This window comes from Actinoplanes sp. NPDC051537 (assembly GCF_055586105.1).
In genome coordinates this window covers 123867-139077 of record NZ_JBVJIU010000020.1, presented here as the reverse complement: position 1 = coordinate 139077, position 15211 = coordinate 123867, and the positions used below count along the sequence as shown (strand labels likewise).

Sequence of the window (15211 nt, the reverse complement as noted above, 5' to 3'; positions counted from 1 at the left end):
GAATCATGTGGCAGGCCGAGGTTCGGATCGATCTGGACGCCATCCGGGACAACGTGGCGCTGATGCGCGCCGGCACGACCGCCGAGGTGATGGCGGTCGTGAAGGGCGACGGCTACGGGCACGGCATGCTGCCGTCGGCCCGGGCGGCGCTCGCGGGCGGGGCCGCCTGGCTCGGCGTGGCGACCCTCGACGAGGGGCTCGCCCTGCGGCGGGCCGGGATCGAGACGCCCGTGCTGGCCTGGCTGCACTCGCCGGGCATGCCGCTGCACGAGGGCGTGGCGGCCGGCATCGACCTCTCGGCGAGCACGGTCCCGCTGGTCGAGGAGCTCGTCGGGGCCGCGCGCCGGGCGGAACGGCAGGCGCGCGTACATCTGAAGCTCGACACCGGGCTGGCTCGGGCCGGCGCCACCCCGGCCGAATGGCCGGCGGTTCTGGAGGCGGCGGCGAAGGCGCAGGCCGACGGCGACATCGACGTGGTCGGCGTCTGGAGCCATTTCGTGTACGCGGATGCCCCCGGCCACGAGACGATCGATCACCAGTTGGCGACGTTCGCCGACGGGCTGGCCGTCGCCGAGCGGTTCGGCATCAGTCCCCGCTACCGGCACATCGCCAACTCGGCGGCCACGCTGACCAGGCCCGACTCCCATTACGACCTGGTGCGGCCGGGTATCGCCGTCTACGGGCTATCGCCGATCGCGGGGGAGACGTTCGGGCTGCGGCCGGCCATGACCGCCCGCGCCCGGGTGGCGCAGACCAAGCGGGTCCCGGCCGGGCAGGGCGTGTCCTACGGGCACACCTACTTCACCCAGCGGGAGACGACGCTGGCGCTGGTCCCGCTCGGTTATGCCGACGGCGTGCCGCGCGCCGCCTCGAACGCCGGGCCGGTGCAGGTCGGCGGCAAACGGCACACGGTGGCCGGCCGCGTCTGCATGGACCAGATCGTGCTCGACGTCGGCGACGAGGAGGTCGCGGCGGGCGACGTGGCGACGCTGTTCGGCCCCGGCGACGACGGCGGCCCGACCGCCGACGACTGGGCCGAGGTCGTCGGCACGATCAACTACGAGATCGTGACCCGGTTCGGCAGCACCCGCGTCCCACGCCTCTACGACGGCACAGCCGGGGTGCAGGCGTGAGCGGGAAGAGTGTGCGCCGGCCGGCGGGGGTGCCTGCGTGAGCCCGAAGATCCCGCGCCGGCGGGCCAAGCAGGTCGGCATCGCCGGGGCCGCGGTCGGCCTGGTGGCGGCGGGGCTGGCCACGGCGTTCGCGGTGGAGCGCACGCTGGTGCGCCGGTCGGTCAACGCGCCCGGCGACCCGTACGTTGATGAGCCGTTCACCGATTCGCCCAGCGACGCGGAGCTCGCCGTCACCGCCGCCGACGGCACCCACCTGCACGTCGAGGTCGTCGAGCCCAAGGCGCCCACCAGCAAGCCGACGATCGTCTTCGTGCACGGCTTCGCGCTCGACATGGGCACCTTCTACTTCCAGCGGAAGATGTTCACCGAGCGCGGCGACCATCGGCTGGTCTTCTACGACCAGCCGGGCCACGGCCGGTCCAGCAAGCTCAAGTCCGGCAACTACGACATCGCCGGCCTCGGCGAGTCGCTGGCCGCGGTGCTGAACGCGACCGTGCCGGACGGCCACATCATCCTGGTCGGGCACTCGATGGGCGGCATGACCATCATGGCGTTCGCCGAGAAGTACCCGGAGTGGTTCGGCAACCGGGTCACGGGCGTCGTGCTGATCTCCACCTCGGCCCGGCTGATCGACCGTGCCAAGCTCGCCCTGCCGTCGCTGGTCGCCCGGGCCAGCGCGCCGTTCTTCCCGCTCTGGGGCACGGCCGCGCACCTCGGCGGCGGCGCGATCGACCGGGCCCGGTTCGCCTCCTCCGACCTGGCCTGGCTGCTCACCCGGCGGTATGGGTTCGGCGACGCCAAGCCCAGTCCGTCGTTGGTCTCCTTCGTGGAGGGGATGAACTCCAAGACGTCGGTCGAGACGCTCACCAAATACCTGAACACGCTCTACAACCACAGCCGCTACCCGGCCCTGGCGGCGCTGCGCGGCGTGCCGGTGCTGGTCGTGGTCGGTGACCGGGACTACCTGACCCCGGTCAGCCACTCCGACGAGATCATCAAGCGGTTGCCCGACGCGCGGCTCGTGACGATCGCGGACAGCGGTCACGTCGTCATGCTGGAGAAGGCCGACGAGGTCAACGCCGCGATCCTGCCGTTCGTGGAGAAGATCTCGTGAAGGTGGAGAAGATCTCGTGAAGACGGTGCGGCTGGCGGCCGTCGAGGACACCCGGGCGTTCGGGCGCCGGCTGGCCGGCCTCCTGCGCGCCGGCGATCTCGTGGTGCTCTCCGGGCCGCTCGGCGCCGGCAAGACCGCGCTGGTGCAGGGCATCGGGGCGGGGCTGGCGGTGACCGGGCCGATCACGTCGCCGACTTTCGTGATCGCGCGGGTGCATCGTGGTCCGGTTCCGCTGGTGCACGCCGACGCGTACCGTCTCGGCGACCGGCCCGACCCGCGCGCCGAGATCGACGATCTCGACCTGGACGCCTCCGCCGAGGACGCGGTCACCGTCGTGGAGTGGGGCGCGGGGCTGGTCGAGCGGCTCAACGACGAATACCTGCAGGTCCGCATCGACCGGCTGGACGACGACACCCGGGTGGTGGAGCTGGTCCCGCACGGCGGCGAGTGGGCCGAGCGCATCGAAGAACTGGAGACCACGTGAACCTGCCTGACCTGCTGCCGGCCGAGTGGCGGGACGAGCTGGCCCCCTTCCTCGACGCCGACGCCACCGCGAAGCTGGGCGCCTTCGTGGCCGCCGAGTACGCCGAGCACGCCATCTATCCCCCGATCGAGGACCTGTTCGCGGCCTACCGGCTGTGCCCGCCCACCGAGACGCGGGTGCTGATCCTCGGCCAGGACCCGTACCACGGCCCCGGCCAGGCGCACGGCCTCAGCTTCAGCGTGCGTGACGGCGTCCGCATCCCGCCGTCGCTGCGGAACGTCTTCAAGGAGCTCGCCGAGGACGTCGGCGTCGTGCCGCCCGCGTCGGGCGACCTCACCGGCTGGGCCCGGCAGGGCGTGCTGCTGCTCAACGCCGTGCTCACCGTGCGCGGCGGCGCCGCGGCCTCGCACGCCGGCAAGGGCTGGGAGGCGTTCACCGATGCCACGATCCGGGCCCTGAACGCGCGGGACGAGCGGGTGGTCTTCCTGCTCTGGGGCGGTTATGCCAGGAAGAAGGCGGTGCTGGTGACCAACCCGGCGCACGTCGTGCTCGAGGCCGGCCACCCGAGCCCGCTCAATCGCGAGGGCTTCCGCGGCGCCCGGCCGTTCAGCGCGGCGAACAAGGCGCTCGCCGACGGCGGCCGCCCCCTGATCGACTGGAACCAGCTCGGCGGGCAGCCCGACCTGCTGTCCGGGCTGGCGGGCTAGGAGCCGGGGCTGTGGACAACTCGGCCGGCCGTTCGGGCTCGCGCGCTAGGGTCGGCACGTGCTCGTTCTAGCTCTCGACACCTCGACCCCCGCCTCCACCGCGGCGCTGGTCGAGGTCACCGCGGACGGCCTGCGCGGCGTCGCCGAGCGGCGCACCGTCGACCCCCGCGCGCACGGCGAGAAGCTGGCGCCGGAGATCGCGGCGACGCTGGCCGAGGCCGGCGTCCGTGTCTCGGAGATAGGGGCGATCGTCGCCGGCCTCGGCCCGGGGCCGTTCACCGGGCTGCGGGTCGGGCTGGCCACGGCCGCGAGCATGGCGCAGGCGCTCGCCATCCCCACCTACGGCGTGTGCTCGCTCGACGGGCTCGGCCGGGCCGCCGGTCCGGGCCGGGTGCTGGTCGCCACCGACGCGCGCCGTCGCGAGGTCTACTTCGCCACCTATGTGGACGGTGTCCGGGTCGGCGAGCCCGACGTGGCCAAGCCGGCCGAGGTCACGGGCGACTTCGACCGCGTCGCCGGCGAGGGTGGTCTCAAATACGGCGACCTGTTCGGCGTACCCGTGGAGGAACATCTTCTTTATCCGCCCGGCGCCGCCCTCGTGGCCCTCGCGGCCGAGCGGATTCGCGCGGCCGCGCCGAGCGAGCCGCTCACGCCGCTCTATCTCCGCCGCCCGGACGCGGTCGAGCCCGCCGGCCGCAAACCCGTGCTGACCTGATGCGAATCGAGCGATTTCGCTGGTGGCACATCGCCGAGGTGCTGCCGATCGAGGAAGACCTGTTCGGCGCCGAGAAGTGGTCGGCCGCGATGTTCTGGAACGAGCTCGCGCAGCACAACTTCTACATCGTGGCCGCCGAGGACGACGACCTGCTCGGCTACGCGGGACTGTCCGCGACCGGCGACGAGGCCTGGGTGCAGAACATCGCGGTCCGCCGGACCGGGCAGCGCAAGGGCGTCGGCCGCGCGATGCTCGAGGTCCTGCTCGGCGAGGCCGATCGGCGCGGCATCAAACAGACGCTGCTCGAGGTCGCGGTCGACAATGCGCCGGCGCAGCACCTCTACGCGACCTACGACTTCGAGCCGGTGGGAATCCGGCGCGGCTACTACCAACCCAGCAACACCGACGCCCTGGTGATGATGCGCAATGCCTGACGAGCCCCTGGTCCTCGGGATCGAGACCTCCTGCGACGAGACCGGCGTCGGCATCGTGCGCGGCCACACCCTGCTCGCCGACGCGCTGGCGTCCAGTGTGGACCAGCACGCCCGGTTCGGTGGCGTGGTGCCCGAGGTGGCCAGCCGGGCGCACCTCGAGGCGATCGTGCCGACCATGCAGCGTGCGCTCGACGACGCCGGGGTCACCCTGGCCGACATCGACGCGATCGCGGTGACCAGCGGTCCGGGCCTGGCCGGCGCGCTGCTGGTGGGGGTGGCGGCGGCCAAGGGGTACGCGCTGGCCGCCGACAAGCCGCTCTACGGCGTCAACCATCTGGCCGCGCACGTGGCGGTGGACACTCTGGAGCACGGCCCGCTGCCCGAGCCCGCGATCGCGATGCTGGTCTCCGGTGGGCACTCGTCGTTGCTGCTGGTCGACGACCTGACCAACGGTGTGACCCCGCTCGGCGCCACGATCGACGACGCGGCCGGCGAGGCGTTCGACAAGGTGGCGCGCCTGCTGGGGCTGGGCTTCCCGGGCGGTCCGGTCATCGACCGGCGGGCGCGTGAGGGTGATCCGCGGGCGATCGCGTTCCCGCGTGGACTGACCGCCGCCAAAGACCTTGCCGCGCATCGCTTCGACTTCTCGTTCTCGGGCCTCAAGACCGCCGTCGCGCGCTGGGTGGAGGCGCGCGAGCGGGACGGCGAGCCGGTGCCGGTGGCGGACGTCTCGGCGAGCTTCCAGGAGGCGGTCTGCGACGTGCTGACCGCCAAGGCGATCGAGGCGTGCCGGGCCCACGGGGTGGAGACGCTGGTGATCGGCGGTGGCGTGGCGGCCAACTCCCGACTGCGTCAGTTGGCCGAGCAACGAGCGGCAAAGCACAAGATTGCCGTACGCGTTCCGCGTCCGCAGTTGTGCACCGACAACGGGGCCATGGTCGCCGCCCTGGGCTCCCGGCTGGTGGCCGCCGGGGTCGCGCCCTCACGTCTCGATCTGCCCGCAGACTCCTCAATGGCATTGACCACGGTCAGCGTGGCGGGGTAGGAAGCCAGCATGATCGCACGGATGTGGGAGGTGCGGGCGCAGGCGAGCGGCTTCGACGAGCTGCTGACCTGGGTCTGCGACGTGGCGGTGCCTCGGATCGAGGTGCTGCCGCAGCACGTGTCGAGTGAGGTCTTCTCGTCGACCGACCACCGCATCGTGGTCATCTCGAAGTGGCGCGGCACGCCGGAGAGCCTGCCCGCGCCCCCGGCGAAGCTCGTCGCCCGGTCGCCGCACGTCTGGGATTTCAGCCCCGTCGACCGCTGACCACCGGCCGGGAAAACGCTTCGCGAACTGTCGTACCCCGCCCGTAACGTCGGGTTCCTGATGCGAAAGCTGCCCGACGCCGACCCCGGCGCCCCCGACGACCGGTCCGCCACCCATTACCTGGGCTGGCTGGTCCGGCGTTACCGTCTGACCGTCTCCGCCGCGATCGTCTTGGCCGTGCTCTGGATGCTCTGCCAGGCTCTCGTCCCCGCCCTGATCGGCCGGGCCATCGACGCCGCGACCCGGCACGATCGCCACGACCTGATCGTCTGGTGCCTGGCGCTGCTCGGCATCGGCGCCGGCCAGGCCTACACCGGAGTGGCCCGCCACCGGTTCGCGGTGGTCAACTTCCTCAGCGCGATGTTCGTGACCGTCCAGGTCACCGTCCGCCAGGCGGGCCGGCTCGGCTCGGCCCTTCCCCGCCGGCTCGACACCGGCGAGGTGGTCGCGATCGGCACTTCCGACATCCGGTCCATCGGTGCCGCCATCGACATCACCGCCCGCGGCACCGGCTCGCTGGTCGCCGTGGTCACGGTGACCGTCATCCTGCTCACCACGTCGGTGCCGCTCGGCCTGGTCGTGGTGCTCGGCGTGCCGATCCTGATGGCGGTGGTGAGCCTGCTGATCCGGCCGCTGCATCACCGGCAGCAGGTCACCCGCGAGCAGCAGGGCCTGCTCACCGGCCGCGCCGCCGACCTGGTCGGCGGCCTGCGGGTGCTGCGCGGCGTCGGCGGCGAGGCGGTGATGGCCGAGCGCTACCGGGCCGAGTCGCAGGAGCTGCGCGCGGCCGGCGTCCGCACGGCCGGGGTCGAGTCGCTGCTCGAGGCGGCCCAGGTGCTGCTGCCGGGCATCTTCCTGGTGCTGGTCACCTGGCTCGGCGCCCATTTCGCGCTGAACGGGCAGATCACCGTCGGCCAGCTGGTGTCCTTCTACGCGTACGCGGCGTTCCTCGTCGCCCCGCTGCGCCAGCTCACCGAGGCCCTCGACAAGCTCACCCGGGGCCATGTCGCCTCCCGCCGGGTGGTGGCCATGCTGACCGCCACCACCGACCTGCCCGATCCACCCGCGCCGGCCGCGCCCGAGAGCCTCGCCGGCGATCTGGCCGACCCGGCGTCCGGCGTGGTCGTCCGCCCCGGCGAGATCACCGCGATCGTCTCGGCGCAGCCCGCCGACGCCGCGCTCATCGCCGACCGGCTCGGCCGGTTCGCCGAGGGCGGCACCGTGGGCGGCCGGCCGCTGGACGAGTTCGCGCTGGCCACCGTCCGCGAGCGGATCCTGGTGGCGGACAACGACGCCCACCTGTTCTCCGGTCCGCTCCGCGACGATCTCGACCCGCACGACAGCGGGCTGCTGCCGGCGGCCCTGCACACGGCGGCGGCGACCGACATCGTCGAGGCACTGCCCGACGGGCTCGACGGCGAGGTCGCCGAGCGCGGCCGCTCGTTCTCGGGCGGCCAGCAGCAGCGGTTGCGCCTGGTGCGGGCGCTGGTCGCCGACCCCGAGACGCTGATCCTGGTCGAGCCGACGAGCGCCGTCGACGCGCACACCGAGGCCCGCATCGCCGACCGCCTGATCACCGCGCGGGCCGGCCGCACCACGGTGATCTGCACGTCCAGCCCGCTCGTGCTCGACCGCACCGACCGAGTCTGTTTCGTCGACGACGGGCGGGTGGTCGCGACCGGCACCCATCACGGCCTGCTCGATCGCGAGCCGGCCTACGCCCGCGTGGTGCTGCGGGAAGAAGAGGAGGACCAGCCGTGAGCGGCCGCCTGCCGATCGCCGACAACGCCCAGGTGCGGCGGTACGTGCGCGACCTGTTCCGGCGTTATCCGCGGGCGCTCTGGGGCGCCGTCGGGCTGCACGCGCTGGCGGCGATCGCCGGGCTGGTCGGGCCGCGGCTGCTCGGCGACCTGGTGGAGAGCCTCCAGCACGGCGGCGCCGCCGCGGTGATCGACCGTCTCGGCGCGCTGATCGCCGGGTTCGTCGTGCTCCAGGCGGTGCTGACCCGCTTCGCCTACCTGGCGTCGGCGCGGCTCGGCGAGCGGCTGCTGGCCCGGCTGCGCGAGGAGTTCGTCGAGCGGGTGCTGGCGCTGCCGCTCTCCACGGTCGAGGGGGCCAGCAGCGGCGACCTGCTCACTCGTACGACCAGGGATGTTGATGCTCTTTCCCGGTGCGTGCGGCTCGCCGTGCCGGAGACGATGATCGCGCTGATCACGGTGGCGCTCGTGGTCGGGGCGATGGTGGTCGTCTCGCCGTTGCTCGCGCTCCCACTGCTGGTCGCCGTCCCGATCATCGTGGTCGGCGCTCGGTGGTATCTGAAGCGCGCGCCGGCCGCCTATCTCGAGCAGAACAACCGCTACTCGGCCGTCACCGACGGGCTCGCCGAGACGGTCGACGGCGCGCGCACGGTGGACGCGCTGCGCCGCCGGCGTAGTCGCGTCAAACGCACCGACCACGACCTGCACCGCACCTGGCTGATGGAGAAATACACGCTGTTCCTGCGGACGGTCTGGTTCCCGATGGTCGAGCTCGGCTACGTGCTGCCGGTGGTGGCGACGCTGCTGGTCGGCGGCCTGCTCTACCTGAAGGGGGCGGTCACGCTCGGGCAGCTGACGGCCGCGGTCGTCTACGCGCAGATGCTGATCGACCCGGTCGACCGGCTGCTCGGCTGGCTCGACGAGCTTCAGGTCGGCACGGCGTCGCTGGCCCGGCTGCTCGGCGTGGCCGAGAGCGACCCCGAGCCGGCGCCGGCCGTGACGCCCACCCCGGTCGGCGCGCGGGTCGAGGTGCGCGACCTGCGGTTTGCCTACGTGCCCGGGCGCGAGGTGCTGCACGGCATCGATCTCACGCTCGAGCCGGGGGAGCGGCTGGCCATCGTGGGGCCGTCCGGGGCCGGGAAGTCGACGCTGGGGCGCCTGCTGGCCGGCGTGCATCAGCCGACCGGCGGCACGATCACGGTGGGCGGGGCAGCGATCGGCGACCTGCCGCTCGACAAGCTGCGCACCGAGGTGGCGCTGGTCAGTCAGGAGCATCACGTCTTCATCGGCACGGTGCGCGACAACGTCGCGATGGTGCGGCCGGGCGCGACCGACGGCGAGGTGCGGTCCGCGCTGGCGGCGGTGCACGCGCTCGACTGGGCGCTGGGGTTGCCCGGCGAGCTGGCCACGGTGGTGGGCTCGGGCGGGCATCAGCTGTCGGCGGCGCAGGCCCAGCAGCTGGCGCTGGCCCGGTTGGTGCTGGCCGACCCGCACACGCTGGTGCTCGACGAGGCGACGTCGCTGCTCGACCCGCGGGCGGCGCGCGACCTGGAGAGATCGCTGGCGGCGGTGCTGCGGGGGCGGACGGTGGTGGCGATCGCGCACCGGCTGTTCTCGGCGCACGACGCCGACCGGGTGGCGGTCGTCGAGGACGGGCGCATCACCGAGCTGGGCTCACACGACGAGCTGGTGGCGGCGAACGGCCCGTATGCGTCGCTGTGGCGTTCCTGGCACGGCGAGCGCACTCCGGACGATACGGATGAATCGCTCGCGGAAGAGGCGGGAGCGAGGCGCTGAGGCGGGCGCGGGGGCGCGCTGAGGCGGGCGAGGCGCTGAGGCGGGCGGCGGGCGGGGGGCGCGCTGAGGCGGGCGGGACGCTGGGGCCGGGCGCGGCGCTGGGCGGAAAAGCGGAAGGGCGCGCCGAGTGGCGCGCCCTTCCGGAACAGCTGACTGCTCAGAAGCCGGGGCCGTGCTGGTGGCCGTGGCCACCGTGGCTGTGCCCGTGGCCGCCCGCGGCCGGCTCCGGCGCGGCCGGCTTGTCGACCACGAGGCTCTCCGTGGTCAGCAGCAGGCCGGCGATCGAGACGGCGTTGGAGACCGCGTTGCGGGTCACCTTGACCGGGTCGATGATGCCGGACGCGGCGAGGTCGACGAACTCGTCGGTCGCCGCGTTGAGGCCGTGGCCCCAACCCAGCTCGGCGACCTTGCCCACCACGACGTAGCCGTCGTGGCCGGCGTTCTGCGCGATCCAGCGCAGCGGCTCCACCAGCGCCTTGCGGACGATGCCGACGCCGATCGCCTCCTCGCCGGTCAGGCCGAGGTCGCCGTCGAGCTCGGAAACGATCTGCGCGAGGGCGGCGCCGCCGCCGGGGACGGTGCCCTCCTCGACGGCCGCCTTGGTCGCCGCGATGGCGTCCTCGATGCGGTGCTTGCGCTCCTTCATCTCGACCTCGGTGGCCGCGCCGACCTTGATCACCGCGATGCCGCCGGAGAGCTTCGCGAGGCGCTCGGAGAGCTTCTCGCGGTCCCAGTCGGAGTCGGACGCCTCGATCTCCTTGCGGATCTGCGCGACCCGGTCGGTGACCTCGGACGTCTTGCCGCCGCCGTCGACGATCGTGGTGTTCTCCTTGTCGACCACGACGCGCCGGGCGGTGCCCAGCATGTCGAGGGTGACCTGGTCGAGCTTGTAGCCGAGCTCGGGGGCGATGAGCTCGCCGCCGGTGGCGATCGCCATGTCCTGCAGCATCGCCTTGCGCCGGTCGCCGAAGCCGGGCGCCTTCACCGCGGCGACCTTGATGGTCTTGCGGATCGAGTTGACCACCAGGGTGGACAGGGCCTGGCCCTCGACGTCCTCCGCGATGATCAGCAGCGGCTTGCCGGTCTGCAGAACCTTCTCCAGCAGCGGGAGGAGCTCCTCGATGCTGGCGATCTTCTGCGTCGTGATCAGGATGAACGCGTCCTCGAGGGCGGCCTCCTGCGACTCGGCGTCGGTCACGAAGTTCGGCGAGATGAAGCCCTTGTCGAACTGGAGACCCTCGGTGACCTCGAGCTCGGTCAGCATGGCCGAGCCCTCCTCGACGGTGATGACGCCGTCGCGGCCGACCCGGTCCATCGCCTCGGCGATCAGCTCGCCGATCGTCGAGTCCTGGGCCGAGATGGTGGCGACGTTGGCGATCGCCTTGTGGTCGTCGACGTCGACCGCCTTGGCCAGCAGCGCCTTGGAGACGGCCTCGGCCGCCTTGTCCATGCCGCGCTTGAGGCCGAGCGGGTTGGCGCCCGCGGTGACGTTGCGCAGGCCCTCGCGGACCAGCGCCTGCGCGAGCACGGTCGCCGTGGTGGTCCCGTCGCCGGCGACGTCGTTGGTCTTCGTCGCCACCTCCTTGACCAGCTGGGCCCCGAGGTTCTGGTACGGGTCGGAGAGCTCGATCTCCTTGGCGATGGTGACGCCGTCGTTGGTGATCGTGGGCGCGCCGAACTTCTTGTCCAGGACGACGTTGCGGCCGCGCGGGCCGAGAGTGACCTTGACCGTGTCGGCGAGCGTGTTGACGCCGTGCTCCAGCAGGTGCCGGGCGTCGTCAGAGAAGCTGAGAATCTTCGCCATGTATAGGTCCCTTCACGCACCACCGCCCTGGCCCGGTAAGCCGGGCCAGGGCGGCAAGCACTGTCAGTAGGTCACTTCTCGATGACCGCGAGGACGTCGCGGGCGGAGAGCACCAGGTACTCCTCGCCGGCGTACTTGACCTCGGTGCCGCCGTACTTCGAGTAGAGGACCGTGTCGCCGACCTGGACGTCGATCGGAACGCGGTTGCCCTTGTCGTCGATCCGGCCCGGGCCGACAGCGAGGACGGTGCCCTCCTGCGGCTTCTCCTTGGCGGTGTCGGGGATCACGATGCCCGAAGCCGTCGTGGTCTCAGCCTCGTTCGCCTGGACCACGATGCGGTCCTCGAGCGGCTTGATCGCAACCTTGGTCGCGGTAGTCACGGGCATACCCTCCTGGGTACAGGTTTCCGCCGGCCCTGGATATAGGCCGGTCGATGCCTCATGCCACCGGGCGGGGCCGTCGTCGCGGGTGCCGGTCCGCCTGGTGCCTAACCGTCCGCCCGTCGGGGCTTCCGGCTGGCACCCTCATGTTGAGAGTGCTAATCGCGAGGTTATGCCGGAACTAGCACTCCGTCAACCAGAGTGCCAGTGTCGTCACGCCGGGGAGAATGCCTGCGTGACCCCCGAGACGTTAGCCCGGTTGCGGGACCCCGATGGGATGAATGCGCTGGCCGAGGCCGTTTCGGCGGCCGAGGCGAGCGCGGGTGATCCGCTGGCCGCGGCGTCGGCGCTGCGTTCCCGCGGCATCGACCCGGAGCTGGCCGCCGCCGCGCTCACCCAGGTCGAGCTGCGCCGGCGCGCGGTGGCGAAGTTCGGCGCGGCGGCCGAGCACATGTTCTTCACCCGGGCCGGGCTCGAGCAGGCGACGCGGGCGGTGGTGGCGGACCGGCGGGCGGCGCGCCTCGCGGCCGCCGGGGTCGAGACCTTGGCCGATCTGGGGTGCGGGCTGGGCTCCGACGCGCTTGCGGCGGCGCGGGCCGGCATTTGCGTGTACGCGGTGGAAGCCGATCCGTTGACCGCCGGGCTCGCCGCCGCCAACGTCGCCGCCCTCGGTCTCGACGCCATGGTCAAGGTCGAGTGCGCGGACGCCACCACGGTGCCCGTCGAGAACTACGACGCGGTCTTCGCCGATCCGGCCCGCCGGCGGGCCGGTCGTGGCCGGGTGTTCGACCCGAAGTCGTACTCGCCGCCGTGGGACTTCGTGGCCGGCCTCGCCGACCGGGTCCCGCGCACGGTGCTGAAGCTGGCCCCGGGCATCGACCACGACCTGCTGCCGCCGGGCGCCGAGGGGGAGTGGGTGAGCGTCGGCGGCGACCTGGTCGAGGCCGCCTTCTGGTGCGGCCCGCTCGCCGCCACCCCGCGCCGGGCCACCCTGCTGCCCGGGGGCGCCGAATTGGTTGGCACGGGCAACGAAAGGGCGCCGGTCGGCGCGGTGGGGGCGTTCCTCTACGACCCCGACCCGGCGGTGGTCCGCTCGCACCTGGTGGCCGAGTTCGCCGCCACGATCGGCGGCCGGCTCGGCGACCCCGACATCGCGTATGTCTACACCGACGGGGCGGCTCTCACCCCGTACGGGCGCCGGTTGGAAGTTCTTGAAGTCATGCCGTTCTCGCTGAAGCGTCTCCGCGCCCGGCTCCGGGAACGCGGCGTGGGGCGCCTCGAGATCCGCAAGCGGGGTTCCGCCCTCGAGCCCGATCAGCTCCGTCGCGACCTTCGCCTCAGTGGCCCGGAGGCGGCGTCCTTGGTGCTGACGCGGATCGATGGCGCGCCCATGGCACTGCTCTGCCGGGCGTCCTGAGGGGCAGGTTCACCTGCGCAAAAGGGCAAAATGTCCGCTCGTCGGGCGAGAACACGCGCGAGTACATTTCTTTGCCATGGCAAGGAAGCCCGCGGCCGGCACCCCGGCCACCGCCGTGCTGGCCGATCAGCAGGTCGACCACACACTGCACCCCTACGACGTCTCGCCGGACGCGCCGAACTACGGCGCGCTCGTGGCGCTGGCGCTGGGCATCGAGCCCGGGCGGGTATTCAAGACGCTGATCGCCGAGGTCGACGGTTCCCTGGTGGTGGCCGTGGTGCCGGTCACCGGCGAGCTCGATCTCAAGGCGCTGGCGCACGCCGCCGGCGGCAAGCGAGCCGCCCTCGCCGAACGGGCGGCGGCCGAGCGGAGCAGCGGTTACGTGCGGGGTGGCATCAGCCCGCTCGGGCAGCGCAAGAAGCTGCCCACCGTGGTGGACTCGTCGGCGCTCGCTCTTGACCGGATGTTCATCTCGGCGGGGCGCCGTGGGCTGCAGGTGGCCCTCGCGCCCGGTGATCTCATTGCACTTACCGACGCCGTTACCGCCACGATCCGGACATAAGGGATATCAATCCGTGGCCGTTACGACAACGTTACGGGCCGGACGGATCTTTCTCCCGAGAATGGGAGAGATCGGGCACGGGAGTGACTTAGCGTCACTACGTGAGCCACCTGAAGCGATTGCCCGGGACCGGGCTCAGGCTGCGGGAAGGGCCGAAATCCCTGGATCACCGCCGTGTTGCCGGATTGTTATGCCGGGTTACGAGATCCCCGGCGTGCACCGCTTGTGCGACGGGCCGCAACGGGAATACGTTGCCGGGCACAACAAACTAGCTCCTGATCATTCGGCGTCTCGGGGAGCGACACTCCCGGCAGCGCACACCATCGAATCCGATCGAAGGCCCGGATTACCCGAAAGGACACAAGGAATGCGTAAGGGACTGTTCGCTCTTGCCGCGGTCGGCCTGTTGGCCACCGGCAGCATGGCTGCCTGTGGCGACGACAAGGGCAGCGACTCCGGTAGCGGCAGCGGTAGCGGCACTACGGCCACCGGCAAGGTCGGCGTCATCCTGCCCGACACCAAGAGCTCGGCGCGGTGGGCGACTGCCGACCTCAAGTACCTCAAGGAGGCGTTCGACGCCGCCGGTGTCCAGGCCGACATCCAGAACGCCCAGGGTGACAAGACGCAGTTCCAGACCATCGCCGACGGCATGATCTCGAGCGGCGTCAAGGTCCTCATGATCGTCAACCTGGACTCCGGCACCGGCAAGGCCGTGCTGGACAAGGCCAAGGCCGCCGGTATCGCGACGATCGACTACGACCGTCTCACGCTGAACGGCGGCGCGGACTACTACGTGTCGTTCGACAACGTGAAGGTCGGCGAGCTGCAGGGCCAGGGTCTGGTCGACTGCCTCACCGCGAACAAGGCCGTCAAGCCGGTCGTCGCCGAGCTGAACGGCTCCCCGACCGACAACAACGCCACGCTGTTCAAGCAGGGCTACGACTCGGTCCTCAAGCCGAAGTACGACTCGGGCGACTTCGTCAAGGGCCCGGACCAGTCCGTTCCGGACTGGGACAACGCCCAGGGCGGCACGATCTTCGAGCAGATGCTGACCTCGAACAAGAACATCAAGGGCGTTCTGGCGGCGAACGACGGTCTCGGCAACGCGGCCATCGCCGTTCTGAAGAAGAACAAGCTCAACGGCCAGGTCCCGGTCACCGGCCAGGACGCGACCGTTCAGGGCCTGCAGAACATCCTCGCCGGCGACCAGTGCATGACCGTCTACAAGGCGATCAAGCAGGAGGCCGACGCGGCGTCGAAGCTCGCCATCGACATCGCCAAGGGCCAGAAGCCGACCTCGGCCACCGGCAAGGTCACCGACCCGGAGTCGAAGAAGGACGTCGCCTCGGTGCTGCTGACCCCGAAGTCGATCACCAAGGAGAACGTCAAGGACGTCGTGGCCGACGGCTTCGTCACCAAGGACGAGCTCTGCACCGCCGACTTCGCGAAGGCTTGCACGGACGCGGGCATCAGCTGACCCACCACGTTGACGGGCTAGTCCCGAACGGCTGACAACGGCGCCGCTCACGCCTTCGGGCGTGGGCGGCGCCGGAGTTGGGTCCACCCCACCCTTCTCGCCTGTGGCGGAGCCACGACGA

General features: G+C 71.7%; 15 protein-coding genes. 13 read left to right on the top strand and 2 right to left on the bottom strand.

The window, feature by feature from the left end:
- Window positions 1-5: 5 nt before the first annotated feature.
- The 10 genes from alr to ACZ6TB_RS39060 are packed head-to-tail and all read left to right on the top strand — an operon-like array spanning window position 6 to window position 9450.
- Window positions 6-1133, top strand: a complete 1128-nt coding sequence (gene alr, locus ACZ6TB_RS39105; RefSeq protein ID WP_465563698.1) for an alanine racemase — start codon at window positions 6-8, stop codon at window positions 1131-1133.
- A gap of 37 nt (window positions 1134-1170) precedes the next feature.
- On the top strand, window positions 1171-2247 hold the full coding sequence (locus tag ACZ6TB_RS39100; protein WP_465563696.1) for an alpha/beta fold hydrolase: 1077 nt from the start codon (window positions 1171-1173) through the stop codon (window positions 2245-2247).
- A 25-nt stretch (window positions 2248-2272) separates the two neighbouring features.
- Window positions 2273-2731, top strand: a complete 459-nt coding sequence (gene tsaE, locus ACZ6TB_RS39095; protein WP_465563847.1) for a tRNA (adenosine(37)-N6)-threonylcarbamoyltransferase complex ATPase subunit type 1 TsaE — start codon at window positions 2273-2275, stop codon at window positions 2729-2731.
- Window positions 2728-3438, top strand: coding sequence for a uracil-DNA glycosylase (ung, locus tag ACZ6TB_RS39090; protein WP_465563693.1), 711 nt, complete (start codon window positions 2728-2730; stop codon window positions 3436-3438). Before tsaE ends, ung begins: the two co-directional genes overlap by 4 nt.
- 58 nt (window positions 3439-3496) lie before the next feature.
- On the top strand, window positions 3497-4153 hold the full coding sequence (gene tsaB, locus ACZ6TB_RS39085) for a tRNA (adenosine(37)-N6)-threonylcarbamoyltransferase complex dimerization subunit type 1 TsaB (protein WP_465563690.1): 657 nt from the start codon (window positions 3497-3499) through the stop codon (window positions 4151-4153).
- On the top strand, window positions 4153-4587 hold the full coding sequence (rimI, locus tag ACZ6TB_RS39080; protein ID WP_465563687.1) for a ribosomal protein S18-alanine N-acetyltransferase: 435 nt from the start codon (window positions 4153-4155) through the stop codon (window positions 4585-4587). The genes tsaB and rimI overlap by 1 nt, the downstream gene beginning before the upstream one ends.
- Window positions 4580-5632 carry a tRNA (adenosine(37)-N6)-threonylcarbamoyltransferase complex transferase subunit TsaD gene (tsaD, locus tag ACZ6TB_RS39075; protein WP_465563684.1) on the top strand — a complete coding sequence of 351 codons (1053 nt, stop codon included), beginning with the start codon at window positions 4580-4582 and terminating at the stop codon, window positions 5630-5632. Before rimI ends, tsaD begins: the two co-directional genes overlap by 8 nt.
- Window positions 5633-5641: 9 nt before the next feature.
- Window positions 5642-5896: a hypothetical protein gene (locus tag ACZ6TB_RS39070; RefSeq protein ID WP_433300721.1), complete on the top strand. Its 255-nt coding sequence runs from the start codon at window positions 5642-5644 to the stop codon at window positions 5894-5896.
- A gap of 60 nt (window positions 5897-5956) precedes the next feature.
- Window positions 5957-7657 (top strand): ABC transporter ATP-binding protein, encoded by a 1701-nt coding sequence (locus ACZ6TB_RS39065; RefSeq protein ID WP_465563682.1) that lies wholly within the window; start codon window positions 5957-5959, stop codon window positions 7655-7657.
- Window positions 7654-9450: an ABC transporter ATP-binding protein gene (locus ACZ6TB_RS39060; RefSeq protein WP_465563679.1), complete on the top strand. Its 1797-nt coding sequence runs from the start codon at window positions 7654-7656 to the stop codon at window positions 9448-9450. The genes ACZ6TB_RS39065 and ACZ6TB_RS39060 overlap by 4 nt, the downstream gene beginning before the upstream one ends.
- 157 nt (window positions 9451-9607) lie before the next feature.
- Here ACZ6TB_RS39060 and groL read toward each other — a convergent pair whose 3' ends face one another.
- Both groL and groES read right to left on the bottom strand, forming a co-directional pair.
- Entirely contained in the window at window positions 9608-11254 is a 1647-nt protein-coding gene (gene groL / locus ACZ6TB_RS39055) for a chaperonin GroEL (RefSeq protein WP_465563676.1), read from the bottom strand.
- Window positions 11255-11325: 71 nt separating this feature from the next.
- On the bottom strand, window positions 11326-11640 hold the full coding sequence (groES, locus tag ACZ6TB_RS39050; RefSeq protein ID WP_084297906.1) for a co-chaperone GroES: 315 nt from the start codon (window positions 11638-11640) through the stop codon (window positions 11326-11328).
- 271 nt (window positions 11641-11911) lie between these two features.
- Here groES and ACZ6TB_RS39045 point away from each other — a divergent pair, with 271 nt between their 5' ends.
- The 3 genes from ACZ6TB_RS39045 to ACZ6TB_RS39035 all read left to right on the top strand — a co-directional run bounded on the left by ACZ6TB_RS39045 (window position 11912) and on the right by ACZ6TB_RS39035 (window position 15090).
- On the top strand, window positions 11912-13051 hold the full coding sequence (locus ACZ6TB_RS39045) for a class I SAM-dependent methyltransferase (RefSeq protein ID WP_465563842.1): 1140 nt from the start codon (window positions 11912-11914) through the stop codon (window positions 13049-13051).
- A gap of 76 nt (window positions 13052-13127) precedes the next feature.
- Window positions 13128-13613, top strand: coding sequence for a Cys-tRNA(Pro) deacylase (ybaK, locus tag ACZ6TB_RS39040; RefSeq protein WP_465563674.1), 486 nt, complete (start codon window positions 13128-13130; stop codon window positions 13611-13613).
- A 367-nt stretch (window positions 13614-13980) separates the two neighbouring features.
- Window positions 13981-15090 (top strand): sugar ABC transporter substrate-binding protein, encoded by a 1110-nt coding sequence (locus ACZ6TB_RS39035; RefSeq protein ID WP_465563671.1) that lies wholly within the window; start codon window positions 13981-13983, stop codon window positions 15088-15090.
- The last annotated feature ends 121 nt before the right edge of the window (window positions 15091-15211 follow it).